The organism is Yinghuangia seranimata (genome assembly GCF_029953285.1).
In the GTDB taxonomy this organism is placed as follows: Bacteria; Actinomycetota; Actinomycetes; order Streptomycetales; family Streptomycetaceae; genus Yinghuangia; species Yinghuangia seranimata.
In genome coordinates this window covers 14,805-40,243 of the sequence record NZ_JASAOI010000035.1, presented here as the reverse complement: position 1 = coordinate 40,243, position 25,439 = coordinate 14,805, and the positions used below count along the sequence as shown (strand labels likewise).

At 73.5% G+C, this 25,439-nt stretch carries 24 protein-coding genes; 9 read left to right on the top strand and 15 right to left on the bottom strand.

Annotated elements, in window-relative coordinates:
* Positions 1-78 precede the first annotated feature (78 nt).
* The 5 genes from QI554_RS22665 to sigE all read right to left on the bottom strand — a co-directional run bounded on the left by QI554_RS22665 (position 79) and on the right by sigE (position 4,671).
* The gene (locus QI554_RS22665) at positions 79-732 is read right to left on the bottom strand and encodes a hypothetical protein (protein WP_281472022.1); all 654 of its coding nucleotides are present in this window, start codon (positions 730-732) and stop codon (positions 79-81) included.
* Between the two features lie 158 nt (positions 733-890).
* The gene (locus QI554_RS22660) at positions 891-1,277 is read right to left on the bottom strand and encodes a sec-independent translocase (RefSeq protein WP_425528033.1); all 387 of its coding nucleotides are present in this window, start codon (positions 1,275-1,277) and stop codon (positions 891-893) included.
* A 240-nt stretch (positions 1,278-1,517) separates the two neighbouring features.
* Positions 1,518-2,657: a S1C family serine protease gene (locus QI554_RS22655; protein ID WP_281472020.1), complete on the bottom strand. Its 1,140-nt coding sequence runs from the start codon at positions 2,655-2,657 to the stop codon at positions 1,518-1,520.
* 658 nt (positions 2,658-3,315) lie between these two features.
* Complete coding sequence (locus QI554_RS22650; RefSeq protein ID WP_281472019.1) at positions 3,316-3,969, bottom strand: anti-sigma factor family protein; 654 nt, start codon at positions 3,967-3,969, stop codon at positions 3,316-3,318.
* 72 nt (positions 3,970-4,041) lie between these two features.
* Positions 4,042-4,671: an RNA polymerase sigma factor SigE gene (gene sigE / locus QI554_RS22645; protein ID WP_425528032.1), complete on the bottom strand. Its 630-nt coding sequence runs from the start codon at positions 4,669-4,671 to the stop codon at positions 4,042-4,044.
* A gap of 412 nt (positions 4,672-5,083) precedes the next feature.
* Here sigE and QI554_RS22640 point away from each other — a divergent pair, with 412 nt between their 5' ends.
* Positions 5,084-5,764: an O-methyltransferase gene (locus tag QI554_RS22640; protein WP_281472041.1), complete on the top strand. Its 681-nt coding sequence runs from the start codon at positions 5,084-5,086 to the stop codon at positions 5,762-5,764.
* Positions 5,765-5,959: 195 nt separating this feature from the next.
* On the opposite strand, the gene QI554_RS22635 is transcribed toward QI554_RS22640, so the two are convergent.
* Positions 5,960-6,136, bottom strand: a complete 177-nt coding sequence (locus QI554_RS22635) for a DUF3117 domain-containing protein (protein WP_235057699.1) — start codon at positions 6,134-6,136, stop codon at positions 5,960-5,962.
* A 329-nt stretch (positions 6,137-6,465) separates the two neighbouring features.
* Here QI554_RS22635 and QI554_RS22630 point away from each other — a divergent pair, with 329 nt between their 5' ends.
* Positions 6,466-7,254, top strand: coding sequence for an enoyl-CoA hydratase-related protein (locus QI554_RS22630; protein ID WP_281472017.1), 789 nt, complete (start codon positions 6,466-6,468; stop codon positions 7,252-7,254).
* A 224-nt stretch (positions 7,255-7,478) separates the two neighbouring features.
* On the opposite strand, the gene QI554_RS22625 is transcribed toward QI554_RS22630, so the two are convergent.
* Positions 7,479-8,093 (bottom strand): DNA-3-methyladenine glycosylase I, encoded by a 615-nt coding sequence (locus QI554_RS22625; protein ID WP_425528031.1) that lies wholly within the window; start codon positions 8,091-8,093, stop codon positions 7,479-7,481.
* Complete coding sequence (locus QI554_RS22620) at positions 8,090-8,545, bottom strand: DivIVA domain-containing protein (protein ID WP_281472016.1); 456 nt, start codon at positions 8,543-8,545, stop codon at positions 8,090-8,092. Before QI554_RS22620 ends, QI554_RS22625 begins: the two co-directional genes overlap by 4 nt.
* A gap of 174 nt (positions 8,546-8,719) precedes the next feature.
* Here QI554_RS22620 and folP point away from each other — a divergent pair, with 174 nt between their 5' ends.
* Positions 8,720-9,580 (top strand): dihydropteroate synthase, encoded by an 861-nt coding sequence (gene folP, locus QI554_RS22615; RefSeq protein WP_281472039.1) that lies wholly within the window; start codon positions 8,720-8,722, stop codon positions 9,578-9,580.
* 237 nt (positions 9,581-9,817) lie between these two features.
* Here the strand turns inward: folP and QI554_RS22610 are convergent, their stop codons facing one another.
* The 3 genes from QI554_RS22610 to dapE all read right to left on the bottom strand — a co-directional run bounded on the left by QI554_RS22610 (position 9,818) and on the right by dapE (position 13,445).
* Positions 9,818-11,269 (bottom strand): alkaline phosphatase PhoX, encoded by a 1,452-nt coding sequence (locus tag QI554_RS22610; RefSeq protein WP_281472015.1) that lies wholly within the window; start codon positions 11,267-11,269, stop codon positions 9,818-9,820.
* A 209-nt stretch (positions 11,270-11,478) separates the two neighbouring features.
* Positions 11,479-12,249, bottom strand: a complete 771-nt coding sequence (locus QI554_RS22605; protein WP_281472014.1) for an LOG family protein — start codon at positions 12,247-12,249, stop codon at positions 11,479-11,481.
* 119 nt (positions 12,250-12,368) lie between these two features.
* Positions 12,369-13,445 carry a succinyl-diaminopimelate desuccinylase gene (dapE, locus tag QI554_RS22600; RefSeq protein WP_281472013.1) on the bottom strand — a complete coding sequence of 359 codons (1,077 nt, stop codon included), beginning with the start codon at positions 13,443-13,445 and terminating at the stop codon, positions 12,369-12,371.
* A gap of 24 nt (positions 13,446-13,469) precedes the next feature.
* Here dapE and QI554_RS22595 point away from each other — a divergent pair, with 24 nt between their 5' ends.
* Together QI554_RS22595 and QI554_RS22590 are read left to right on the top strand one after the other, a co-directional pair.
* Positions 13,470-14,396 (top strand): VldE C-terminal domain-containing protein, encoded by a 927-nt coding sequence (locus QI554_RS22595; RefSeq protein WP_281472012.1) that lies wholly within the window; start codon positions 13,470-13,472, stop codon positions 14,394-14,396.
* A 197-nt stretch (positions 14,397-14,593) separates the two neighbouring features.
* The gene (locus QI554_RS22590) at positions 14,594-14,983 is read left to right on the top strand and encodes an ATP-binding protein (protein ID WP_281472011.1); all 390 of its coding nucleotides are present in this window, start codon (positions 14,594-14,596) and stop codon (positions 14,981-14,983) included.
* Positions 14,984-15,111: 128 nt separating this feature from the next.
* Here the strand turns inward: QI554_RS22590 and dapC are convergent, their stop codons facing one another.
* Together dapC and fdxA are read right to left on the bottom strand one after the other, a co-directional pair.
* Entirely contained in the window at positions 15,112-16,191 is a 1,080-nt protein-coding gene (gene dapC / locus QI554_RS22585) for a succinyldiaminopimelate transaminase (RefSeq protein WP_281472038.1), read from the bottom strand.
* An 80-nt stretch (positions 16,192-16,271) separates the two neighbouring features.
* Positions 16,272-16,598 carry a ferredoxin gene (gene fdxA / locus QI554_RS22580; RefSeq protein ID WP_281472010.1) on the bottom strand — a complete coding sequence of 109 codons (327 nt, stop codon included), beginning with the start codon at positions 16,596-16,598 and terminating at the stop codon, positions 16,272-16,274.
* Between the two features lie 168 nt (positions 16,599-16,766).
* Between fdxA and QI554_RS22575 the strand changes: the two genes are divergently transcribed.
* Together QI554_RS22575 and QI554_RS22570 are read left to right on the top strand one after the other, a co-directional pair.
* Positions 16,767-17,750, top strand: a complete 984-nt coding sequence (locus QI554_RS22575) for a GNAT family N-acetyltransferase (RefSeq protein WP_425528030.1) — start codon at positions 16,767-16,769, stop codon at positions 17,748-17,750.
* A 754-nt stretch (positions 17,751-18,504) separates the two neighbouring features.
* Complete coding sequence (locus tag QI554_RS22570; RefSeq protein WP_281472009.1) at positions 18,505-19,368, top strand: transglutaminase-like domain-containing protein; 864 nt, start codon at positions 18,505-18,507, stop codon at positions 19,366-19,368.
* A gap of 28 nt (positions 19,369-19,396) precedes the next feature.
* Here QI554_RS22570 and QI554_RS22565 read toward each other — a convergent pair whose 3' ends face one another.
* Positions 19,397-21,046 carry a glycoside hydrolase family 18 protein gene (locus QI554_RS22565; RefSeq protein ID WP_281472008.1) on the bottom strand — a complete coding sequence of 550 codons (1,650 nt, stop codon included), beginning with the start codon at positions 21,044-21,046 and terminating at the stop codon, positions 19,397-19,399.
* Between the two features lie 244 nt (positions 21,047-21,290).
* On the opposite strand from QI554_RS22565, the gene QI554_RS22560 reads away from it, so the two are divergent.
* Together QI554_RS22560 and QI554_RS22555 are read left to right on the top strand one after the other, a co-directional pair.
* Complete coding sequence (locus tag QI554_RS22560; RefSeq protein WP_281472007.1) at positions 21,291-22,055, top strand: class I SAM-dependent methyltransferase; 765 nt, start codon at positions 21,291-21,293, stop codon at positions 22,053-22,055.
* A gap of 27 nt (positions 22,056-22,082) precedes the next feature.
* A complete protein-coding gene (locus QI554_RS22555; RefSeq protein ID WP_281472006.1) occupies positions 22,083-22,778 on the top strand; it encodes a hypothetical protein in 696 nt (231 codons plus the stop codon).
* Here QI554_RS22555 and QI554_RS22550 read toward each other — a convergent pair.
* Positions 22,775-25,423: a VanW family protein gene (locus QI554_RS22550; RefSeq protein WP_281472005.1), complete on the bottom strand. Its 2,649-nt coding sequence runs from the start codon at positions 25,421-25,423 to the stop codon at positions 22,775-22,777. The two genes, QI554_RS22555 and QI554_RS22550, sit on opposite strands and share 4 nt — an antisense overlap.
* Between the last annotated feature and the right edge of the window lie 16 nt (positions 25,424-25,439).

Here is a 25,439-nt window from a genome sequence, read left to right as displayed (position 1 = left end):
CGAGGCCCGGTACGCGCCGCTGAGCGGCGCTACCGGGCCTCGTCCGTTGTCCTGGCGGCCTCGCGGAGCGCGGGGCCCCTACGGGGTGTCGTACGCCTTGAGCCCCGGCATCAGGGACAGCCCCAGGCCGTACGCGCTCACACCGACGCCGTACACACCGAGATACACGCCCGCGGCCTGGCCGGCCAGCACCCAGCCGTACTCCGACTCGCGGTAGCGGAACCGGCTCGGCACGCCGTTCACCGGCAGCGCGAGGCCCGTCCAGCCGTCGCCGTCGAGGTGGTCGGCCAACTCCCAGGCCAGGTGCGTCTGCTGGTCCATCCACTCCTGGCGCAGCTCGCGGTCCAGCTCCCACGGCCAGCTGTCGGCCAGCAGCGCGACACCGGCCACCGAGGCGGCGCTCGCCATCGACGTGGCTTCCAGCAGCCCCGCGCCGTCGCCGCTCGGGCGGCGGTCGCGCTGCGGCACCGTCACCACCGAGACGAACCTGCGCGGCGTCGGGTCGCTCGGACGGCGGCTCGGCGCGTCGCCGTGGCCCAGCGTGCCGTACTCCAGGCCCTCACGCCCCTGGCACACCGAGGCCAGCCAGCGGCGGCCGTCCCAGCCCTCGTCGAGGCCGTACCACGGGAAATCGGCCGCGAGGTACTGGTCCAACAGCGACGGGACCGCCCCCTCCGCGACCGTGTCCTCCACCACCTCGTCCGGAACGCCTGCGTGGCTGATCGTGTCCATGCTTCGCCTTGTCTGCTCGCGCGACGCACCAGCGCGTCACCGGGTGCCGCTCTCGCACGGTACGGCCTTGGGCCCGGTGCGTGTGCGGCAATCGCCCACGACCCGCCGTTTCGGGGGTCGCACGGGGGACGAGACTACGGCTGTTCCGCCGACACGCGTCAGGTGGCGTCGGCGTCGTACGGGGGGCGCTCGCCCGGCTGCACGCGCGTGCCGTTCTTCTCCATCGGGTGCGCCGCCGGCTTCGCGGAACCGTTCACGTCGTCCTCGAAGCGCAGCTGCTTGGTCAGGTCCTGGCGGATGTCGCCGAACTCCTTGAGACCGAGCGCGTCGTCGTCGCCCATGAGGTTCTTGCGGACGAACGTCTTCGGGTTGAGGTCCTCGAACTTGATGTTCTCGAACTCCGGGCCGAGCTCCTTCTGCAGGTCGGAGCGCGCGTTGCTGGAGAACTCCCGGAACTTGCGTATCGTGCGGGCGGCCTCGCCGACCATCTTCGGCAGCTTGTCGGGGCCGAAGATGACGATCGCGAGGACGATGAGCGCCACCATCTCCAGCGGACCGACGTCGAACACCTGGACTCCACGAGATGCGCGGCGAGAGCCGGTCGGCCGACCGGATCCCAACAACAGTAACGGCGGATGCCGGAGACCGGCACCGGCCTCTTCGGCGAAATGTCTGGTTTGTCGGGTTAGCCCGAAGATGTGATCAGACAGTCATGCCCCCGTCATGACCAGGCCATGGCGCGCGCTTGAGCTTGCCGCCCTCGCGCGCGCCGTACGCCTGGGCGTTCAGCGCTTGCCGCCCTCGCCCTCCAACGTCATGTCCAACGCCAGCTCCTGGCCGCTACGCTGCACCGTCAGCTTCACGTGATCGCCCGGCGCCTTGCTGCGGACCGCGACGATCAGGCCGTTCGCGTCCGTGACCTTCTTGCCGTCGATCGCCGTGATGACGTCGCCCGGCTTGACCCCCGCCCGGTCCGCGGGACCGCCCGAACGCACCGGCGGCTGGTCCTTCGCGGCGCTCTCCGCGACCCGCGCGCCCTCACCGGTGTAACCGACGTCCAATGTGACACCGATCACGGGGTGCACGGCCGAACCCTTGTCGATCAACTGCTGCGCGACGCGCTTCGCCTGGTTGATCGGAATGGCGAAGCCGAGGCCGATGCTGCCGGCCGCGTGCTCGCCGCCGAACGGGTCCTCGCCGCCGCCGGCGGAACGGATCGCCGAGTTGACGCCGATCACCCGGCCGGCGGCGTCGATCAACGGGCCGCCCGAGTTGCCGGGGTTGATCGGCGCGTCCGTCTGCAACGCGCTGATGTACGAGACCGCGTCACCCCCGCCGCCGGCGCTGACCGGGCGGTCCTTCGCGGAGATGATGCCGGTGGTGACCGTGCCCTCCAGGTCGTACGGGGCGCCGATCGCGATGACCGGGTCGCCGACCTGCACCGCGTCCGAGTTGCCGAGCGTCAACGGGGTCAGGCCCTTGACGTGGTCGACGCGGATCACGGCGAGGTCGTAGCCCGTGTCCCGGCCGACGACCCCCGCGACGGCGACCTCGCCGCCGTTGAACACGACCCGGATCGTCCCCCCGTCGACGGCGTCCGCCACGACGTGGTTGTTGGTGAGGATGTCGCCGTTGCCGTCCAGCACGAACCCGGTGCCGGTGGCCTCCTTGCCGTCCTTCACGGCATGGATATAAACGACCCCGGGCAACGTGTTGGCCGCCAGCCCGGCGACCGTCCCCTTCGGCCGCTCAGGCCCCGACGCCACCGGCTGATGCAACGTCACACTCGACTCGCCCCGGTTCACCCACCAGGCGCCGACCCCACCCCCGACGGCCCCGGCCGCCAACGCCACACACGCCAACCCCGCCGCCACCCGCCACGTCCACTTGACCGGCTCCCGGGGCTCCTTGACAGGCGCCGCCATCGCATACGCCTGCGGCCACCCGTACGGAGTCCCGTAATAGGGCGGAACAGTCGCCTGCCCCGCCGGATGCGGAAACCCCCACCCAGGCACGCCCCCACCCTGCCCAGCCCCCCAACCAGCCCCACCCTGCTGGCCCCCATAAGCCGAATACGCCCCCGCAGCGGACGCCTGCCCCACATCGCCCGCCGCCGACATGCCCCCGGCGGTCGGAGCGCCCGGCACGGCGTCGTGGCCGTGGCCCTGACCCGGCGTCAAACCCGCGCTCCCAGCCGCGGGCGGCGTGACGCCGTCGCGTGCACCCGCGTCGCTCGCGGCCTGCACGGCTGTCCGGTCGCCCGCGCCCGTGCCGCTCGCGTGCGGCTCGGCATGCGCACCAGGTCCCGTTGGAGCATCCGCGTCGCCCACCGGCCACGTGCCCCCGGCGGTCGGAGCGTCCGGCACGGCGTCGTGGCCGTGGTCGTGGCTCGGGGTCGGGCTCTCGCCCTCCGGTGCGGGCGGGGTGGGCCCGTCGTGTGCACCTGCGGCCGCGGGTTGGTCGTCGGTCATGCGGGGTTCCTCCGTGTTGCGGCCGCGCCACTCTTTCGTCGAATGGTCCCGCACAAGTGTCCCCGCCCGGTCCGGATTCCGAACAGGGCGGGGCGTGTCGTCGACGGACGGGTCAGCGGCGGCGGGCGCCGGTCGGGACCTCGGTCGGGGAGCGGTCGGCCAGCGGGCGGGTCTGGCCCGTCAGGGCGGCCGGCTGCAGGGTCTCCGGGGCCTGGGTCGCGGCGGCGCCGAAGGTGCCGGCCTGTTCGACCAGGTTGCGCTCGACGACGGGGGCCGCGGGGCGGCCCGCCGATCCGCCGGCCGGGCCGTTGGTGAGGACGGCGCTGCTGAGCGCCATGGCCATCACCGAGAACGCGCCCGCCGCGGCGAACGTGAGGCGGCGCCGGGTGACCGGCGGTCGGACCCGTGCGGGGGCGTTGTTGGGCCGGCCCTGGCGCGGGCCGGTGGCTCCGCGCGGGCGCGGCGGAGCAACGGGGACACGGCCGGTCAGGGGCGCGACGGCCCCTGGGACGCGAGGAGGGGCGGCCTCCTCGCCCTCGCCGCCGGGGCCACCGTCGCCGGCGCCCAGCGCGAGCAGTCTCGCCATCAGGTCCGTCGAGGGCGCGGGCGTCCGGCTCTGCGCGAGCAGCGCTTTGACGCGCCGCTGCTCCTCGGCCTCGGCGCGGCATTCGGCGCACTGCGCCAGGTGGGCCAGGACCTTCTCCCTGGCCTCGTGCCCAAGCTCGCCGTCCACGTAGGCGGCGAGCTTGTCCTCGGGGTGGTTCACTGGCCTGCTCCCAAAGCCGCAGAACTAGCAGTACAGACTGCCACCCCGGCTGGTGAACCGGTCACGGTGCCCTCATCTCTGCACCGACGCGCACCCCGGGTGGTCCTCGCGGTCGGCGGAGGTCCGGGGGGCACGGTGCCGCAGCGCCGCCCGGAGCTGGGACCTGCCGCGGTGGATGCGGCTTCGAACGGTCCCCAGTTTCACACCGAGCGTGGTGGCGATCTCCTCGTACGACAGGCCCTCGATGTCGCAAAGCACGACGGCGGCGCGGAACTCCGGGGCGAGCGCGTCGAGCGCCTGCTGGATGTCCGCGTCGAAGTGCGCGTCGTCGTACGCCTGGGCCGGGGAGAGCTCGCGCCCGGGCAGCCGTTCGGCCGCGTCGTCGGCGAGACCCTCGAACCGGATGCGCTGGCGACGCCGCACCATGTCGAGGAACAGGTTCGTGGTGATCCGGTGCAACCAGCCTTCGAACGTGCCGGGCGTGTAGCTCGACAGCGATCGGAAGACCCGGACGAACACCTCTTGCGTGATGTCGTCCGCGTCGTGCGGGTTGCCGCTCAGTCGGTAGGCAAGTCGGTACACCCGTGCCGAGTGGGTGCGGACGATGTCCTCCCACGACGGCGGGGTCCACGCGTCGGCGCCGGGGCGGGCGGTCGTGCCCTCCACGGGTGCCTTCGGCGCGAAGTCCCCGGACGGCGCCATGGTGTCGGCGACGACGGGGGCGGGCATGCGATCGGTGGTTGCGTTTGCGGCTTCGGCCACGTGATTTGGCATAGGCGCGACGGCGCGAGGAGCGGTCTGATCCCCGCGGTGGTCGTCCACTGCCACACCTCCTCTTTCGAGTAGCGCAACCACCATAGACAACCTGCCTGTTAAGCCCGGATAAGTGCCTCCCGGCACCGGACCGGCAGCACGAACCTGCTGTTTTCCTGTTCCGAAGTGGCCAACGAGCCACCCGCCCGCCAGGTTCCCGACACGGCGTCCCGACCTCGCCACGTTTTCCGGCCGTGCTCCCCCGCCGCCCGTCGGGGGGACCCGTACCACCGCCCCGACCTGCCACGACGCGAGCCCGGACCCCCGGTGACCCGGGGCGGGCTCCATTACTCTTGCGGAAATCGGCCGCCCTGGTCCCCGGGCGCCCCGACGCGAGGAGGAAGCCATCTCCAGCAACCGCCAGGCCGGCTGGGATTTCGCGGAGGCGTACGCCGGCGAGGACGCGGTCCTCGTGCAGGCCCGCCACCGCGCCCGGGAGGTCGGCGTCACGCCGATCAGCCCCGGAGGGGGCGCGGCGCTGTGCTTCCTCGCCGCCGCGACCGGCGCCCGCGCGGTCGCGGAGATCGGCACCGGCACCGGCGTGTCCGGTGTGCACCTGCTGCGCGGCATGCGCGCCGACGGCGTCCTGACGACTGTCGACCTGGAGCCCGACCACCAGCGGATCGCGAAGGAGACGTACGCCGAGGCGGGATTCTCCGGCGGCCGGGCCCGCTTCATCCCCGGCCCCGCGCTGGAGGTGCTGCCGAGGCTCGCCGACGGCGGCTACGACCTGGTGTTCTGCGACGGCGACAAGAGCGAGTACGGCGAGTACCTGGCCGAGGCCCTGCGCCTGCTGCGCCCGGGCGGCCTGGTGTGCTTCGACGACGCTCTGTGGCACGACCGGGTCGCCGATCCGGCGCACCGGGACGCGGAGTCGACCGCGGTGCGCGACGTGCTGCGCTCGGTCCGGGAGAACGACGCCCTCGTGCCGGCGCTGCTGCCGGTGGGCGACGGGCTGCTCTGCGCGGTCAAGAAGGCCTGACCGCTACCGCCCCGCGCCGGGCGTGGCGGAGGTACGACGACGACCGTGTGCGGGCATGCGACGGCCCCAGCCGGTACGTTCTCACGGATTCGTCCCGTTCTCCGTGGATCTTGCGATCCGCGTTGGAACTCCCTGAACACATACCGGCCGGGGCCGCTGCTCACCGCGACACGGTCGAGGGTGGCACCGGGAAGGTCAGGCCTTGGCGCCCGTGGCGTTGGCCAGCGCTTCGCTGAGCGCACCCGCCTCGTCGGGGGTCAGCTCGACAACGAGCCGCCCTCCACCCTCAAGCGGAACGCGCATGACGATGCCCCGCCCTTCCTTGGTCACCTCGAGCGGGCCGTCGCCCGTCCGCGGCTTCATGGCCGCCATGCTCGTTCCCCTTCCTGCATATCGACACACCGGTGCTCATCCGGCCACCGGTCTTCGAGCGCATTGATCAGGCCCCATTATCCCGCATACGGCGGTGGGGTGAGCAACATCGGTCATGGACGACCGACTCGTGGGCCTTCCCGGCCCGGTTTTCCGGGGTTTCCGCGCATCCCCGCCGACCTGCCGGAGACGGTGGCGCGGCACGGCGGGACCACGGGTGGGACGACGGCGGTACGGGGGCCGAGGCGGCCGCCGGAGCGGCGTCCGGCATGCTGACCTGGCGGACCTGTCCGTAATCGCCGGATGACCCTCACGTACAGGAGACCCTCGTGGCCGACAACGTGCTCTACGACCTCGCCGACGGCGTCGCGACCATCACCCTCAACCGTGCCGACGCCATGAACGCGCTCGACACGGACACCAAGGTCGCGCTGCGCGACGCGGTCCTGCGGGCGGCTGAGGACGACCAGGTGCGCGCGGTCGTGCTCACCGGCACCGGCCGGGCGTTCTGCGTGGGCCAGGACCTCAAGCAGCACATCGAGCTGCTGCAGAAGAGCCCCGAGGCGACGTTCGCGACGGTGTCGGAGCACTACAACCCGCTGGTCACCGCGCTCGCGACGATGCGCAAGCCGGTCGTCGCGGCGGTCAACGGCGTGGCGGCCGGCGCGGGCGCGGCGATCGCGTTCGCGTGCGACTTCCGGGTCGTGGCGGACACGGCGGGCTTCAACCTGGCGTTCGCGGGCGTCGCGCTGACCGCCGACTCGGGCGCGTCGTGGACGCTGCCGCGGCTGGTCGGGCACGCCCGCGCCACGGAGCTGCTGATGCTGCCGGAGACCATCCCGGCCGCGAAGGCGCTCGAGCTGGGCCTGGCGACGCGGGTCGTCCCGGCCGACCAGGTCGCCGCCGCGGCGGGCGAGCTGGCCGCGAAGCTGGCGTCCGGCCCGACGGTCGCCTACGGCGCGATCAAGGAGTCGCTGGCGTACGCCGCCGACCACTCGATCGTCGACGCGCTCGCGAAGGAGGACGAACTCCAGCTGCGCGCGGGCAGGTCCGACGACCACCGCATCGCGGTCGACGCGTTCCTGACGAAGCAGAAGCCGGAGTTCACCGGCAAGTAAGGCGGCGTCGCGCATCGCCTCCCGTCCCGCCCGCGCCCTCGCGCCCGCGCCCCGCGCACGCGGGGCGGGGGCGGGGCGGGCGGAAGGCTCGCGCGTGGACGGGAGGGTATGCGGGCGGGCGCTAGCGATCGCGGGAGGGGTCGCCCGCTTCGCGGCCGCGCGGAGCGCGTGCCGTTCGGCCACCGGGCCGTGCTGCCAAGCGTGTTGGCCTCGTCGGGCCCGGGTCAGACCGTACGACGGGCGTGGCAGTCGGCCAGGTGGTCGTCGACCAGGCCGCACGCCTGCATCATCGCGTACGCCGTCGTCGGTCCCACGAACTTGAAGCCCTGCTTGCGCAGGTCCTTCGACAGCGCCACGGACTCCGGCGTGGTCGCGGGGACGTCGGAGACGGTCCGGGGCGCGGTGCGCCCCTTCGGGGTCGGCGCGTGCGCCCAGATGAGCGCGTCGAGGCCGCCGGACAGGTTCTGGGCGACCTTCGCGTTCGCGATGCACGCCTCGATCTTGGAGCGGTTGCGGATGATCCCCGGGTCCGCGAGGAGCCGCGTCACGTCCTTGTCGTCGAACACCGCGACCTTGTCGATCACGAAGCCGTCGAACGCCGCGCGGAAGCCCTCGCGGCGGCGCAGGATCGTGATCCACGACAGGCCGGACTGGAACGCCTCCAGGCACAGCCGCTCGAACAGCGCGTCGTCGCCGTGCACCGGGACGCCCCACTCGGTGTCGTGGTACTCGACGTAGTCCGGCGTGCTGAGCCCCCAGGGGCAGCGTGCGAGGCCGTCCTCGCCGACGACGACCGCGCCCGGCTCTGCGGCCTCCACGGCCTTCTGCTCGTCGCTCACGCCTGTCCGCCTTCCGTACGGTCCTGCCCGCCCGAGGGGCCCGCGGAACGGTCGCCGGTACCGGGCGTGTCGCCCTGGGCGGGGGTCGTGTCGGGAGCGGCCTGGGTGCCCGGCGGCGGCATCTGGACGGTCATCGGCGTGTAGGGCGCCGCGACGCCCGCCGGCAGCACGCCCGCGAGCCGGTACTCGAGGTCCATGATCCGCGCGTCGCGCGCGGACAGCTCGGCGCTGAGCCGGTCGAGCGTGTAGTCGACCTCGCTCATCCGGTAGCCGCGCAGCACGACGGGGAACCGCACACGGTCGACGTCCTCGACGGTCAGCGGCCGGTCGGTGGTCCAGGACAGGTCGGGGCGGTCCGGGTACGCGTCGGGCAGCGTGCCGCCCGCGCCGAGGACCACCGCCGCGACCACGAAGACCACGCCGGTCACGACGACTAGCTGGATCCAGAACACCGGACACTCCCCTGACCTGATCGGCAGCCCTGATCGGCAGCAGGCACGGCCCCCTGTCGGCCGTGCACGGGACGATCGTGCCACGATCTGGGGTGGGGATGTCCGCCTGCCGCGGGAACGCCGCGACGGCGTGCGCACGGCACGGGAACGCATGAACTGGAGGCACGGGTGGCGATGCTGAGGCTGGGGCCGCGCGAGTTCGCCGACGACGAACACGTGATCATGGCGATCGTCAACCGCACGCCGGACTCGTTCTTCGACAAGGGCGCGACGTTCGACGACCGCCCCGCGCTGGAGGCCGTGGAGCGCGCGGTGGCCGAGGGCGCCGGGATCGTCGACATCGGCGGGGTCAAGGCCGGCCCGGGCGCGGAGGTGGACGCCGCCGAGGAGATGCGCCGCACGGTGTCGTTCGTCGCCGAGGTGCGCCGCCGCCACCCGGACGTCGTGATCAGCGTCGACACCTGGCGGCACGAGGTCGGCGAGGCGGTCTGCGAGGCCGGCGCCGACCTGCTGAACGACGCGTGGGGCGGCGTCGACCCGAAGCTCGCGGAGGTGGCCGCGCGGTACGGCGTCGGCATCGTGTGCACGCACGCGGGGCGCGCGCGTCCGCGCACCCGCCCGCACCGGGTCGGCTACGACGACGTCATGGCCGACATCCTCGACGTGACGGTCGGCCTGGCCGAGCGCGCGCTCGGACTCGGGGTGCGCCGCGACGCGATCATCATCGACCCGGGCCACGACTTCGGGAAGAACACCCGGCACTCGCTGGAGGCGACCCGGCGGCTGGGCGAGATGGCCGAGACCGGGTGGCCGGTGCTGGTGTCGCTGTCCAACAAGGACTTCGTCGGCGAGACGCTCGACGCGCCGGTCAACGAACGGCTGTTGGGCACGCTCGCCACGACGGCCGTGTCGGCGTGGCTGGGCGCGCGGCTGTACCGCGTGCACCAGGTCCGCGAGACGCGCCAGGTGCTCGACATGGTGGCGACGATCCAGGGCACGCGGGCGCCCGCGGTGGCGCGCCGCGCGCTGGCCTGACCGCGCGTACGACGAACGCCGACGGGACGACAGGGCCCCGCGCACCGGATCGATCCTTCCGGTACGCGGGGCCCTTCCCCCGTATTTCCCTGCTCGACGAACCGCCGCCCTCAACCGAGGCGGTCGTCAACCGCCCGACGTCGCCGCCGTCCTTGCGCCGCCGGTGATCCCCTGCCGCGGCGTGCCGGTCAGAGGTCGTTCAGTGGTCCGGCGGTACGCCGGAGGCCGGAGCCCGGGTCAGAGCTCCGCGTGGTGCCGCCACGGGCCGGTGATCGCGAACATGGTGCCGGGCTCCTGGACGTTCGCGAACAGGATCTTCTCGTCGGACGAGAACGTCGGGCCGGTGAACTCGCTGTACTCCGGCTTCTCCGGGGTGCCCATGTTCACGTCGTTGCGCGCGAGCGGGTAGGAGCGGCCGTTGCTCGCGGCGCCGACCAGGTGCTGGATGCCCTCGCCGTCCTCGGCGAGGATGACGCCGCCGTGGGGCGACACGGTGATGTTGTCCGGGCTGTCGAACGCGCCGTCCACGGCCGGGTTCGGGTTGACGCCGTAGCGCAGCTTGAGCGTGATGCGCTGGCGGGCCGGGTCGTAGTACCAGACCTGGCCGTCGTGCGCGACGGGGCTCTCGGCGCGGGCGAACGACGTGACGACGTACACGCCGGTCTCGTTCCACGCGATGCCCTCGAGCTTGCGGCCGCGGGTGACGTCGCTGTTGGTGAACTGCTTGCGGACCGCCGTCTTGCGCGCGTCGCGCTCCGGAACCGGGACCCACTTGACCTGGTAGGTGGTGCCGATCTCGGTGGCGCGCGACAGGTCGTCGACGTGGTTGCCGGCGGCGTCGAGGCAGTGCATCGCGGCGAGCGTGCCCGCGTCGTCGGCGAGGCCCTTGAGGCGGCCGCGGCCGTGGCGGAAGCCGCGCGGCGGCTCCCAGCGGTAGAGCAGGCCGTTCGGGTTGCCGGCGTCCTCGGTCAGGTAGAGGTGGCCGCGGCGCGGGTCGACCGCGACGGCCTCGTGGGCGTACCGGCCCAGCGCCTTGATCGGCTTGGGGTCGCGGTTGGCGTGCTTGTCGTACGGCTCGACCTCGAACACGTAGCCGTGGTCCTTGGTGGCGCCGTTCTGGCCCGCCAGGTCCTCGGTCTCCTCGCAGGTCAGCCAGGTCTCCCACGGCGTGCGTCCGCCGGCGCAGTTCGTCGAGGTGCCGGCCACGCCGACGTACTCGCGGATGCGGCGGCCGTGGCGGTCCGCCTCGACGACGGTGCAGCCGCCGGCCACGCCCGGGTCGTAGACGTAGCCCTCGATGTGCGGGACCGGGAGCGGCCAGTCGGCCAGCTTGCCGCGCAGCTCGTGGTTGTTGACGAGCACGCTGCCGCCGCCCGCGCGGTCGAACGCGCCGGTGCCGTCGTGGTTGCTCGGCGTGAAGTGGCCCGACTCCAGCTTGGTGACGCCGGCCTGGCTGACGATCTGGTACGAGAAGCCCGCGGGCAGCGCGAGGCGGCCGGCCGGGTCCGGGACCAGCGGGCCGTAGCCGAACGACGGGCGGCCGCGGCGCTCGTCGTCCTGGTCGTCCTGGTTGTCGCGGGGCGCCGCGAAGGCTCCGGGGGCGAGCAGCACCTCGGTGCTGCCGACGAACGCGATACCGGCTCCGGCCACGGCGGAGCGGCCCAGGAAGCCTCTACGGGACAGCGACATCGGATCTCCTGCTCAAGTGGACGGACCCGCGTGATCAACGCGCGTCACCGGCGCCGGGAGGCGTACCGGGCGCAGCCACGCTCCCGCGTGGCGGTGTCGTCCCGGTGAACACCGCCGGTCGGCGGGATGCCGGTCAGTCGACCGTTCGTCCCTTTGGCGCAGTCGGCCCGCACGCCCCTGGCGTCACGTCAGCCGAGGCCCACCGCGGGTCAGCCGCAGGCGCGGCGCTCGGCCTCCTCCTTGGCGCGCCGCGCGGCGGCCTCGGCCTCCTCGAGCAGCAGGTCGGCGTTCACGATGATGCGCACGGCTTCCTCGACGTCGTCCGTGATGTGGATGAGGTCGAGGTCCTTGGGGGACGCCTTGCCGGTCGCGACGACCTGGTCGCGCAGCCAGTCCACCAGGCCGGTCCAGTAGTCGCGGCCGATGAGCACCAGCGGGAAGTGCGTGACCTTGCGGGTCTGGACGAGGGTGAGCGCCTCGAACAGTTCGTCGAGCGTGCCGATGCCGCCGGGCAGCACGACGAAGCCCTGCGCGTACTTCACGAACATCGTCTTGCGGACGAAGAAGTAGCGGAAGTTCAGCTCGATGTCGCAGTACGGGTTGAGGCCCTGCTCGAAGGGCAGCTCGATGCCGAGGCCCACCGACGTGCCGCCGTTCTCCTGCGCGCCCTTGTTGGCCGCCTCCATCGCGCCCGGCCCGCCGCCTGTGATGACGGCGTACCCGGCCTCGACCAGGGCCTTGCCGACCTGCTCGCCGAGCATGTACTCGGGGGTCCCGACCGGGGTGCGCGCGGATCCGAAGACCGCCACCGCCCGGCCGAGTTCGGCGAGCGCCCCGAAGCCCTCCACGAACTCGGACTGGATGCGCAGCACCCGCCACGCCTCGGCGCCCAGGTGCCGGACGGTCGTCGGGTGTGCGGCGGCGAGCTCGGCGGGGGTCGCGAACTCAGGGGGTTCCTCGGGCGTGTAGCGCGTGTCCATGCCGACAACACTGGCACGGCGGGCGATCAGACGGAGGTATTTGCCCGACTGTCGCGATCACATCATCCGATCGGTACGCGCAGGCACCGGGCGGTCACGCCCGAGGCACGTGCGGTTCATCAGCCCAGCCAGGCGAGCATCCGCTCCTCGGCCCGCAGCACCTGCGCGACCTCGACGTACTCGTCGCGGGTGTGGGCCTTCGCCGGGTCGCCGGGGCCGTAGTTGACCGCGGGCACGCCGAGCGCGGAGAACCGCGCGACGTCCGTCCACGCGACCTTGGCGCGCGGCTCGCCGCCGACCACCTCGACGAACGCCGCCGCGGCCGGCTGCCCGAGCCCGGGCAGCGCGCCCGGGGCCGAGTCGGTCAGCTCCACCGTCGCGCCCCGCGCCACCGCGGACGCGAACACCTCGCGCACGTGCGCCTCCGCGTCGGCCTCGGAACGGTCCGGCGCGAAGCGGAAGTTGACCAGCACCGAGCAGGCGTCCGGGATGACGTTGCCGGCCACACCGCCCTCGATGCCCACCGCGTTGAGGCCCTCGCGGTACTCCAGCCCGTCGATCACCGCGACGCGCGGCTCGTAGGCCTCCAGCGCGGCGAGGATCGGCGCGGCCTTGTGGATCGCGTTGTCGCCGAGCCACGAGCGCGCCGAGTGCGCGCGACGCCCCTCGGTGGTCACCCGCACCCGCAGCGTGCCCTGGCAGCCGCCCTCGACGACGCCGTCGGTCGGCTCCAGCAGCACCGCGAAGTCGCCCGCGAGCCACTCGGGGCGGTTGCGGGCGAGCCGGCCGAGGCCGTTGCGGTGCGCCTCGACCTCCTCGTTGTCGTAGAAGACGTAGGTGATGTCCCGGCTGGGCGCGGTCAGCAGCGCGGCGAGCCGCAGCTGCACCGCGACGCCGGACTTCATGTCCGAGGTGCCGCACCCGTACAGCAGCGGCCCGTCGAGGCGCGACGGCACGTTGTCGGCGATCGGCACGGTGTCCAGGTGGCCGGCGAGCACGACCCGCTCGGCGCGGCCCAGCGAGGTGCGGGCGACCACCGCGTCGCCGTCGCGGTCGACGGTCAGGTGCGGCAGCCCGCGCAGCACCTCCTCGACGACGTCCGCGAGCGCCTTCTCCTCGCCGCTCACCGACGGGACGTCGACCAGCTGGGCGGTCACATGGGCGGCGTCACGCGTGAGGTCCAGGGCACCAGGCATGCGTATCACCATAGTCTTTGCCGTGTGGGCCAGAGAAAACGCACTTCAGAGCACGACGAGCAGGCGGACGGGCGCGGCGGCATAGTCGGCTGGGCGATCGCGCTGGCCGTCGTGCTCGGGTTGTTCGCGGCGGTCGGCGTCGCCGTGGTCAAGATCCTGAACCCCGGCGGCGGCGCCTCCGACGAGTGCACCGCGAAGGGCGCCGACGGCACCGAGGTCCGCCTCGACCCCGAGCAGGCGGCCAACGCCTCGACCATCGCCGCGGTTGCGAACGCACGCGCCCTGCCGCAGGGCGAGCGCGCCATGACGATCGCGATCGCGACGTCGCTGCAGGAGTCGAAGCTGTTCAACATCACCTACGGCGACCGCGACTCGCTGGGGCTCTTCCAGCAGCGGCCGTCGCAGGGCTGGGGCACCGCCGAGCAGATCACCGACCCGTCGTACGCGGCCGGCAAGTTCTACGAGGCCCTGGTGAAGGTCAAGGACTGGCCCACGCTGCCGCTGACCGAGGCCGCGCAGAAGGTGCAGCGCAGCGCGTTCCCCGAGGCGTACGCCCGCCACGAGCCGCGCGCCGCCGCGTTCGCCGGGGCGCTGTCCGGGCGCGTCCCCGCCGGCATGACCTGCACGCTCACGGGCAAGCCCGGCGTGGCCACCGCGGCGCCGATCCGCGACGCGCTGACCGACGACTTCAAGGGCGCGCTCACCACGCAGTCGATCGGCGAGGACACCCCCGGCACGGTGACCGTCCGCCCCGGCGCGACGGACCGCGGCTGGGTCGTCGCCGAGTGGGCGCTGGCGCACGCCAAGACGCTCGGCATCCGCGAGATCGCGTACGACGGCAAGGTGTGGTCGCGCTCCGACGGCGGCGACGGCTGGACGACCGCTCAGTCCAAGGGCGGCAAGAGCGCCGCGCCCGACCCGGGCACCGTGCGGATTCGTTACGCCGACTGAGCCGACAGGGTCGACGGCACCGGCCGGGCCGCGGCGTTCGCACAGGCGAGCCGAACACCGCGCAAATTCATCCCCTCACATGGCGCAGTGCCCGGAACCTTCCGGGTGCTCCGGCAGATATACCCGGCGTCCGAGCCCCCAACGGCACGGGCGCCGGGTCCTGTCTCCGGCCAACCGATGTGTTCTTGAGGAGCGCGATGTCGAGCACCCTCCCGCGCCGTGTGGCCCAGGCCGCGCTGCTGGTCGCCGCCGGCGCGGCCCCCGTCCTGGCGGCCGCCCCCGCACAGGCCGCCGACCTGCCGCTGCCCGCGGTCGGCGGGATCAGCCAGCCCGACCTCGCGGTCCCGACGACGGCCGCCGACATGGCGAGCCGGCAGCTCGAGGAGTCCGTCCTGGGCCCGGCGATGTGGGGCCTCAACCCGGCGCTGCCGATCGCCGGCTACTACACCGACAAGTCGCTCAACTCCGCGCTGCCCTACGCCGACGCCGCGCTCGCGACCGGCACGCAGAACTACCTGGTCACCAACGCGGCCGAGACCGTCGGCGGCGTCAGCACGCCGCTCCGCGAGGTTCCGCAGTCCCTCTGATCACAGCCGGTCTGCACCGACCGAGAACGATCAGCCGGATCCCGCCGGGATCCGTCGTGCGGAACCCCCGGATGTGCGGGGCGGGACCGAGCCCCGCCCCGCACATCACACGTCTCGGCCGCCGGCCCTCAGGCCGACTTCAGCCGCTCCACGGCGGCCTCGACCCGCTCGTCGGTCGCGGTGAACGCGACCCGTACGTGCCGCTCGCCCGCGACCCCGTAGAAGTCGCCCGGCGCAACCAGGACACCACGCTCGGCGAGCCACGCCACCGTGTCCCAGCACGGCTCGTCGCGGGTCGCCCACAGGTACAGGCTGGCCTCGGAGTGGTCGATCCGGAAGCCGGCCGACTCCAGGGCGCCGCGCAGCTGCGCGCGCCGCGCCCCGTACCGCGCCTTCTGCTCGGCCACGTGCTCGTCGTCGCCGAACGCCACCCGCATGGCCTCCTGCACGGGGCCCGGGACGATCATGCCCGCGTGCTTGCGCACCGCCAGCAGCTCCTTGACCACCGCCGGGTCGCCGGTGACGAACCCCGCCCGGTAGCCGGCCAGGTTCGAGCGCTTCGACAGCGAGTGCAGCGCGAGCAGCCCCTCGTGGGAGCCGCCGCACACGTCCGGGTGCAGCACCGACACCGGCTCGGCGTCCCAGCCCAGCTCGATGTAGCACTCGTCCGACACCACCAGCGCGCCGATGCCGCGCGCCCACGCCACGACCTCGCGCAGCTCCTCGACGGTGCTCACCGCTCCGTGCGGGTTGCCCGGCGAGTTGAGCCACACCAGGCGGACGCCCTCGGGGTCGGGGGTCTCGCCGGCAGCGACGGGGACCGGCTCGGCACCCGCGAGCCGCGCGCCGACGTCGTACGTCGGATACGCCAGCGCGGGATGCAGCACCTTGTCGCCCGGCCCGAGGCCGAGCAGCGCGGGCAGCCCGGCGACCAGCTCCTTGGTGCCGATCAGCGGCAGCACGGCGGCCGGGTCCGCGCCGGTCACACCGAGTCGGCGGCGCAGCCAGTCGGCCACCGCCTCACGCAGCGCCGGCGTGCCGTACGTCAGCGGGTAGCCCGGCGAGTCGGCGGCGGCGACGAGCGCGTCCTGGACCAGCCTCGGCGTCGGGTCGACGGGGGTGCCGACCGACAGGTCGACGATGCCGTCCGGATGCTCCGCCGCAGTCGCCTTGAACACCTCGAGGCGGTCCCACGGGAACTCCGGCAGGCGGGCGGAGACGCGCCGCGCCGCCCACCCCTGGGCAGGGGCGGACGGCGCGGTGCTGTCGTGCGTCGCGGTCACGAGGCTCAGTCGTCCTCGCTCTGCGGCGGCAGCGCGGCGATGATCGGGTGGTCCTTCTCGATCAGGCCGAGCTTGGAGGCGCCGCCGGGCGAGCCGAGGTCCTCGAAGAACTCGACGTTCGCCTTGTAGTAGTCCTTCCACTGCTCCGGGACATCGTCCTCGTAGAAGATGGCCTCGACGGGGCAGACCGGCTCACACGCGCCACAGTCCACACACTCGTCAGGGTGGATGTAGAGGGCGCGCTCACCCTCGTAGATGCAGTCGACGGGGCACTCCTCGATGCAAGCCTTGTCCTTCACGTCGACGCAGGGCTGCGCGATGACGTACGTCACGTGGGATTCCTCCTCTAGGCGGGCTACGCCTGGGTCGTTACAGATGCGCGGGAGCGCGGCAACGTCGATGCCCGTCACTAGTATCGCGGTGGTCCCGGGCTATCTCCTAGCGGGCCCATACCAACAGAGATCACGGTCTCAGGTCAGCAAAGTCAGGCGGGGGTTCAGGTGAACCGGATCACACCCGGGGACGTCGGGCGCAGGGTGTCGGTTCGGCGCCTTCTGGGGCCGCCCGGAGAGGCCCCTGTGTACGGCGACGTCGTGGGCGAACTCAGCGACTGGACCGACGGAGTTCTGACCATCACCCGGAAGGACGGGACCGTCACCCGGGTGGCGGAACACACACTCGTCGCGGGCAAAGTCGTGCCCGCTGTTCCGACGCGCGGACCCTCGGCCCTCGCGCCCGCCGTCCTGCAGGCCGCCCTCGACCGGGCGTGGCCGGCCGTCGAACACGAGGCGCTCGGCGGGTGGCACCTGCGCGCGGCGGCGGGGTTCACCCGGCGCGCCAACTCGGTCCTGCCGCTCGACGAGCCCGGCGTGCCCCTCGACGAGGCCCTGGCCCACACGGAACGCTGGTACACCGACCGCGGCCTACCGACCCGCCTCCAGGTCGTCGTCGGCTCCCCCTTGGACCTCCAGCTGGCCGAACGGGGCTGGGGTACGGAGGCCTCCGCGATCGTCCGCACGGCCCGCCTCGCCGCCGTCCACGACCGCCTGACCGGGGTCACCGTCCCCGACGGCCTGACCGTCACGGTCACCGACGAGCTCGACGCCGACTGGATGAGCGTCTACCACAAGACCGCCCCGTCAGGCCCCGCCGCGGACGCCGCCCGCCACGTCCTCACGGGCAGCCGAGGCACGTTCTTCGCCGAGGCCACCACCGCCGACACCCCCGTCGCCATCGGCCGCTGCACCGTCGACCTCAGCACCGGCCTACGCCTCGCCAACTTCACCGCCATAGAGGTCGCCCCACCCCACCGCCGCCAAGGCCTGGCCCGCGCCGTCATGGCCGCCCTGACCACACGAGCCCTCTCAGAAGGCGCCGTCCTGGCCTATCTCTCGGTCGAACCAGAAAACACCCCGGCACGGACCCTGTACGACACCCTGGGCTTCACCGACCACCACCACTACCACTACCGAACAAGGGCCTGACCCCCGACGAGCCCCGCCCCGTACCCCGCCGTCGCTCGCGCGGGCCCGTCCTGCGCAGTGGCGGAGGCATCGCGGCAGCGACCGTCAGCAGGCAGGCGACTCCCACCCGTGCGCGGCGGCCTCGTGGGTCGTCGGGTGCTCGGGCCAGGCGGTCCCTCAATGCGCGGCTTCGTCCCCTGAGGAGAGCGCCTCACTCGACCTCCTCGTGGCGCCACGATGCCCGCGCGTCCCGGGGCGCGTCCCGACGACCGCCCGCCGTCTTCTACCCCGCCGTTGCTCGCGCGGGCCCGTCCAGCGCAGCGGCGGGGCCTCGCGGCAGCGACCTTCGGCAGGCAGGCGGCCGTCGACGGGCGACTTCGTGCCCAGCACAGACCGCGTCACCCCGATCTCACGGCGTCAGGACACCCGCCTGTCCCGGGTCGCCCCGACGGCCGCGTGCCCCTGCCCGCGTCCTCGGCGCGCGGCGTCCCCGTGAGTGGTGTGGCAGGCCGTCGGGTTGATCGTCTGCGCGTCGTCGGCCAGTGGGGGCTCGTGCCTGTGCTTTGTGGCCTCGTCGGGGGCGGGGGCCGTTGGTGGGAGGGTTCGTGGGGGCGACGCGTTGGGGGGTAGGGGGGTCGGGTCGGTGCGGTGGGGGCTGGGGGCGGGCAGACTAGGGCCTGTCCAGGGGAACGCCCGGGGGTGGGCCCTGGTGTGTCGGCTCGGGTCGCGGGTGTGTTCGGCCTGTGCGTCCCCACTACCGCAGGGAGTCGCGAGGGTGACCGACCCGAACGCCGCCGACCGGGATGCCCGGCGGGCGCGCTTCGCCGAGCTGGTTCGCGGGGAGCCGGTCGGGCTCGCGGAGGCCTGTCTGGTCATGGGCGGGGAGGCCGATCCCGGGGTGGAACCCGGGGTGTGGCTCGCCGAGTTGGACCGGCTCGCGGAGGCGGTGCGGGGCAAGCTCGGAGGGCCCGCCGAGGAGCTGGAGCCCGCGCAGGCCGCGGCGGTGCTGGCGTTGGTGCTGGGGGTGCGGGCCGGGTTCGGCGGGGCCGAAGCCGACTACACCGACCTGCGTTCGTCGCTGCTGCACGAGGTGCTGCGCCGGCGCCGCGGGCTGCCGATCCTGTTGTCGGTGGTCTGGATCGAGGTCGGCCGCCGGGCCGGGCTCCCGGTGTACGGGGTCGCGCTGCCGGGGCACTTCGTGGTCGGGGTGGGTGATCCGGACGGCGTGTTCGTGCTCGCCGACCCGTTCCACGGCGGCAGGCTGCTGACCGTGGACGACGCGCGCGGCCTGGCGCTCGGCGCGGGCGGCTCGCCGGACGACCCGCACCTGTTCGCGCCCGCGCAGCCGATCGCCGTGCTGCTGCGCATCCTGAACAACATCCGCGTCTGGGCGCAGAACCCGGCGCAGGCCCCGGAGCGCGCGTGGACGCGGCTGTGGGCGGTGGAGCTGTCGCTGCTGCTCCCCCGTCATCCGGCCGCGCTGCGCAGGGAGCGCGGTTCGCTGCTCGTGCTGACCGGTGACTTCCTGGGCGGCGCCGCGGAGTTGGAGGACTTCGGGAACCTCGTCGGCGCGATCGACAAGGAGCTGGCCGAAGTGGTCAGGACCGAGGCCCGTGCCGCGCGGGCCCGGTTGAACTGACCTCCGTGCGGCGGCCGATGACTTCCCGTCAGTCGCCCGCGGGCGGCGGGCTGGTGAACGCCCCCAGGTAGGACTCCGGCGACTGCGCGACCCCGCTGCACGCCGGGTCGGCCATGACCAGCCCCGCCCCCGTGCCGCACGGCCGGTCGCGGCCCGCGGACCACCACGACAGCCGCCCGACGTGCTGTTCGGCGGCGAACCGGGCGAGCTGCCGGGCGTCCTCGAGCGTGAAGACCTCGCCGGGCACGTCGTCGGTGCCGATCATCGGGGTGACGGAGATCCGCTGCCAGACCTGTTCGTCGGCGAGTGCCGGCCACAGCGAGCGCAGCTGCTCGTGGACGGTGCGCGCGGCGTCCATCGCGTAGCGGCCCATGCGCCCTGCGGGGTCGGGCGCTATCGCCGAGCCGTAGTCCATCGCGAGCAGGTTCACGTACGCGACGGGGATGCCCCGGGTGCCGGCGTCGCGCAGCAGCGCGAGGGCGTCGTCGCCGAAGCCGGTCGGGGTGACCGGCAGCGAGTAGGTGATGTTGAGGGTGCCGCCCTTGCGGTGGACGGCGTCGACGACGATCGCGAGGGCCTGGTTGCGGCGCTCGACGATGTCGCGGCGGCCGAGCGAACGACCGTCCACGTAGAGGTCGACGCGCGTGAGCTGGTAGGAGTCGACGACCTTCAGGTAGGCCGCGGCCAGGGCCTCCGGCGTGGTGCACGAGGCGGCCAGGTCGGTGACGGCCGAGCCGCCGAAGGAGATGCCGATGTCGCCGCCGAGCGTGCGCAGTTCGTTGACGCGTTGGACGACCGCGGGGTCGTTGAGCCGCATGCCGCCGCCCCACGAGGGGGTGCAGTCGCCGCTGTCGACGACGAACGCCAGGGTCCAGTCGCGCACTCCGGTGGTGCGCAGCGCCCCCGCGAGGTCGTACGGGCCGGGCGCGGACACGTCGATGTACGGGCTGACCCGCACCGCCGTGCTCCCGCCGGGCCGCGGGGTGGGCACCGTGCCGGGCGGCGGCGTGGCCGGGGCGGGCGGCACGAGGGGCCCCTGCGAGGTCGTGTCGGTGGTGGGCTTCCCCGAGCCGCGGCGCTCGGACTCGGTGGGCACGCCCGGGGTGGACTGCTGCGACGGCATCGGCGCACGGGCGCCGTTGGCGGCTCCGGCCGTCCCGGCGACGGCGCACGGCCGGTTGTCGATGGTGCAGTCGGTCGGGATCTCGGGGGGCGCGTGCGTGTCGCCGCGCCGTACCTCGATGGTGACGTCGACGCTCTTGCCGGGGCCGAGCTCGCCGTCGCCGCGGACGGTGTACAGGCCGCCCTCCCCGTCGAGCCGGCCGTTCCACACGCGGCTGATCTCGCTGCCGGGCGCGAGGCGGAAGCGGAGCGTCCAGCCGTGCGCGGGTTCGTCGCCGGTGTTGCGCAGGATGTAGAGCGACTTGAACCCGGTGTCCCAGTTCTCGACGGGCACGTATTCGGCGGTGACGCGGGTGTGCGCGTTGTCGTCCGACAGCGCGACGACGAACACGGCGGGCAGCGCGGCGAGTACGGCCATCACGAGCGCCCAGCGCAGGCGTCCGCGTCGGCGTCCGCGAAACAGTGCGGCGAGACCGGCGCGGCGCGGGCCGCGGCCGCGGTCTCCGGGGCCGGGCACGGCGGCGCCGTTCGGCGCGTTCGCGCGGCTCGGCCCCATCCCTGCCTCCGAAGTCCTGCACGTGTCCGGGGGATTCGCCAGGTGCCCCGGCCGGGTGCAGCCGTCGGGCGAATCGACTGGCCTACGGGTTTTGTCGGTGGCGCAAGGACTCTACTCGCTTCCAACGCACCGGGAACGGGATCGTTCCGCGGGGCGGGCCCCGGGTACGTCACATCGCCGACCGCTGTCTCAACATTCAAGAAACCCGTATCACATTCCGACCACACCCCTTATGTTTCAAGGCATGAGCTGGAACGCGAAGCAGTACGACAGCAACTTCTCCTTTGTGTCTCAGTACGGTCGCGGTGTGGTGGAGCTGCTCGCTCCGCGCGCCGACGAGCGGATCCTCGACCTCGGGTGCGGCACCGGCGACCTGGCCGTCGAGATCGCCGCGACCGGCGCCGTGGTGCACGGCGTCGACGGGGACCCGGAGATGATCCGCACCGCCCGGGAGAAGCACGGATCGGCCCCGGGGGCACCGTCGTTCGAGGTCGTCGACGTCTACGAGCTGAGCGTGGCCGAGCCGTTCGACGCGGTGTTCTCCAACGCCGTGCTGCACTGGCTGACCCGGCCCGACGACGCGATCGCCCGGGTCCGGGACGCGCTGCTGCCCGGCGGCCGGTTCGTCGCCGAGTTCGGCGCGGGGCGCAACGTCGCGACGCTGATCGACGGGCTGCGGCAGGCCGTCGCCGAGGTCGTGCCCGAGGCGGAGGTCGCGCTGCCCTGGTACTTCCCGTCCACCGCCGAGCACGCCACGCGCCTGGAGAACGCCGGGTTCGAGGTCGTCTACACGCACTACTTCGACCGCCCCACGCCACTCGCCGAGGGCGACACGGCGGCCGACTGGTGGCGCATGTTCGGCCCGCGCACGCTGGCCGCCTTCCCCGTCGAGCGGCACGACGCGCTGCTCGCCCGCGTCGACGAACTGCTGCGCGACCGGCTCACGGACTCCTCCGGGCGATGGTCCGCCGACTACACACGCCTGCGCTTCGTCGCGGTCCGCCGCTGAGCGCTCCCCCGCCGGTACGGTGCCCTCATGCTGCACCTCACCGACCCGCAGACCGGCCGCCCGCAGCCCGTCGCCCCACCCGGCGTACGGCGGCTGCGGGTGGCCTACTGCCCGGCGTCGCTGCGCGCGGCGGTCACCGCGGACCTCGTCCGCCGCGCCGCCGAACGCGCGCGCCTGGTGACCGCCGTCGCGGCGCACACCTGCCCGGAGGCCCCCGTACCGGACCTGATGGCCTTCAACGTGCACCCGCCGAACGCGGAGTGGGACGCCGCCTCCCCGCCCGACGTGGACGTCGTCCCGACCGGCCACCCCGCCTCCCCGGCCCGAGCCCGGTTCACCATCGCGGTGGGCCCCGACCCGGAGTCGGGCGCGGCCGACGCCGACCCGCTCGCGGTACGCCTCGCCCTGCTCGGCCGTGCCCCCGGCGACCCCGCGCCGGGCGCGGACGAGTTCGCCGCGGCCGCCGTCCGGCTCCGCGAACTGCGGGCCGATGTGGCCCGCTTCGCCGAGTCGCCGTCCGCCGCGCCGCCCGCCGACCGGATCGCCGCCTGGCACACAGCGGTCGACGACGGCCTCGACACGCCCGGCGCCCTCACCCTGCTGAACGCCCTCGCCGGCGACACGGCGCTGCCGGAAGGCGCCCGGTTCGAGGCCCTCGTCCACCTCGACCGCACCCTCGGCCTGGACCTGGCGAGCGACGTCGGGCGCGTCCCCCTGGGCTAGTCGTTGGCCCCCGCGGGCGGCGGCGGGCTCGCGCCCGCGCCGCTCGCCGGGGGTGTCCCCGGCCCGCAGACGATGTTGTCGGCGGCGTCGTACCGGGTGTGGAACTGCTCGCGCCGCACCTCGCGGCCGTCCTGGACGAACACCCGCGTCACGTCGATCTTGAAGCCCGCGGACGGCCCCTGCGCGACGCACCCGGGGCTGGTGTCGTTGACCGTCTTCGGCTGCACCGGGTCGTACTTGGCCGAACTCACCGACTTGATCTGGTCGTACTTCTTGGTGCCCAGCAGCGTGACGGTCACCGTCGAGTCCGTGTACGAGGTGTCGATGAAGACCGGCTTGCCCGAGTCGTTCAGCCACTTCAGGTCGAGCGACGGCCACGCGACGGTCGCCTCGCGGCCCGCCGGGTAGCGGTCGATCCAGAAGCTGTGCGGCTTGTGCTGCACGTCCTTGAGCCCCGCGAAGAACACCGCGTTGAACATCGTCGTGGCGACCTGCGAGACGCCGCCGCCGTAGTCGGTCTGGAAGCGGCCGTTGTTGATGATCGTGCCCTTGGCGAAGCCGTTCTCCGCGGTCCGCTCGCCGACGGTCTCGTTGAGCGACCACGTCTCGCCGGGCATCACCACGCCGTTGTCGATCAGGTCCGCGGCACGGTGGATGTTGGTCAGCCGGTAGGCCGCGTACGGGTAGTTCGTCGTGTACGTCGAGATCACGTCGGTGATCCCGAGCGCCTCCGCCTTGGCCGTCGTGAGCGCGGGCTCCACCGGCCCGAGCGTCACCGCCGCGGTCCGCGCCGACGACTTGGTCAGCACCCCGAGCAGTGCCTGCGCCGCGGTCTCCCCCGACACGCCCTGGCCGGGCTTCGACGGCACCACGGCGACCTTGCCGTTGTCGACCTTGAACGTCGCGTTGACCGGCTTCTGGCCGACCGCCGAGAAGGTGTTGCCGAGCGCGTCCTGCAGCCCGACCGTGTCGATCTTGGGGACCAGCTTCCCGTTCGCGTCCGGCACCATCGACAGGTACTTCGCGAGCGTCGCGGGCTCCAGCTTGAGGCTGACCTTGCCGGCCGTCAGCGTCACCGGCCCGGACATCGCCGGGACCGCGAACTCGCGCATCGCCCGGTCCACTTCCTCCTGCGTGACCTTCGGCGTCGCCTGCTTGGTCGGCAGCACCACCGGGCCCTTGGTGTTGAGGTACGCGTCGCGCACCACCGCGACCGCGGCCTGCGTGTCCAGCACCCTGCCGACCTGCGGCGGGATCGCGGTGGCCCGGCCGCCCTCGAACGACACACCGCCCTCGCGCTGGTGCTCGCCCGCGTCGGAGGCCAGCTGGTCGAGCGCGGCGGCCAGCTTCGCCGGGTCCTCGACGGTGCGCGGCTTGACGTCGCGGGAGCCGCCGAACATCGCCGGGATCGACGTGAACGGGTTGAGGCTGCGCTGCGCGGCGCGGTCCACGGTGCCGCGCGCGTCCAGGATCAGACCGGCGTTGGGCGGATCGAGCGCCAGGTCCTTGTCGCCGATGCGCACCGCGAACGGGCCGGCCGCGCGGTCGCCGAGCCGGCTCTCCAGCGTGCGCACCGCCTCGGACCTGGACTGGCCGCCGATGTCGACGCCCAGCACCGAGGTGCCGCGCGGGACGCCGCCGCCCGCGTACGCCAGCGACGCGCCGTACAGCCCGCCGACCAGCGCGACCGCGGCCGCGGCCGCGATGAGCGGGGTCCGGCGGCGGCGCCTGCCGGTGCCCGCGGTGCCCGTGCCGCGCCGGGCCGCGGCGGCCACGGGCGCGTTGCCCCGCGCGGGGGTGTCGACGCCGAACTCGTGGTCGTCGATGTCGTCCCAGCCGCGGATGCCGGCCGCGTCGACGCCGGGGCCGGCGACCCCGTCGTAGCCGTCCTCGTCGAGGCCCAGCGGCGCCTGCCCGCGCAGCACGACCGGAGGGATCGGGCGCGAGCCGGGGATCTTGATGCTGACCCGGGTGGTCATGGTCTGGTCGACGCCGTCGCCGTCGGACGAGCCCCGTGTGAAGCCCTCCGACTGCATCGGGGTCCGCAGGTCGGCGGGCGGGCCGAACGCGCCGATCAGGCTGCGCCGGCCGGCCTTGGCGGGCAGCCCGGTCGCGCCGCGGTCCGCGTCGGAGGACGCGGAAGAGGACGTTGACGAGGCGACCCCGGCCGGCGCCGCGAGCGGTTCGAGCGGCTCGCGTGCGTCCAGGGGGTCGACGGAGTCGAGGGAGTCGAACGGCGTCAGCGGGTCGAGCGGCGCGGCGTCGCCGGACGGCGCCGGGTCGAACCCGCCGCCCGCCCCGAACCCGCGGTCGTCCCCGAAGGCCCGGTCGTCCCCGAAACCGCCGCCGTCCCCCGAGCCGCCGTCGTCCTCACGGTCAGGCTCCGGCGTCTCGTACCCGTACTCGTACTCCGGGACGCTGGGCGTCGGCGGCACGACGTCGACCGGCGGCATGGGCCGCACCGGCTCGTCGTCGAACCACGCGTCGAACTCGGCGGGGTCACGGGGCGGCAGCAGGTCCGACAGGTCCGGCGGGTCCGCGTCGCGCCCCGGCTCGGTCCGCCGCCGGGGCGGCGGATCGAAGTAGGGGTGCGGCTCCTCGGATTCGGGCAGGCCGGACGGCGTGGTGGGGTGGTCGTTGCTCACGACGAACGAACTCTCC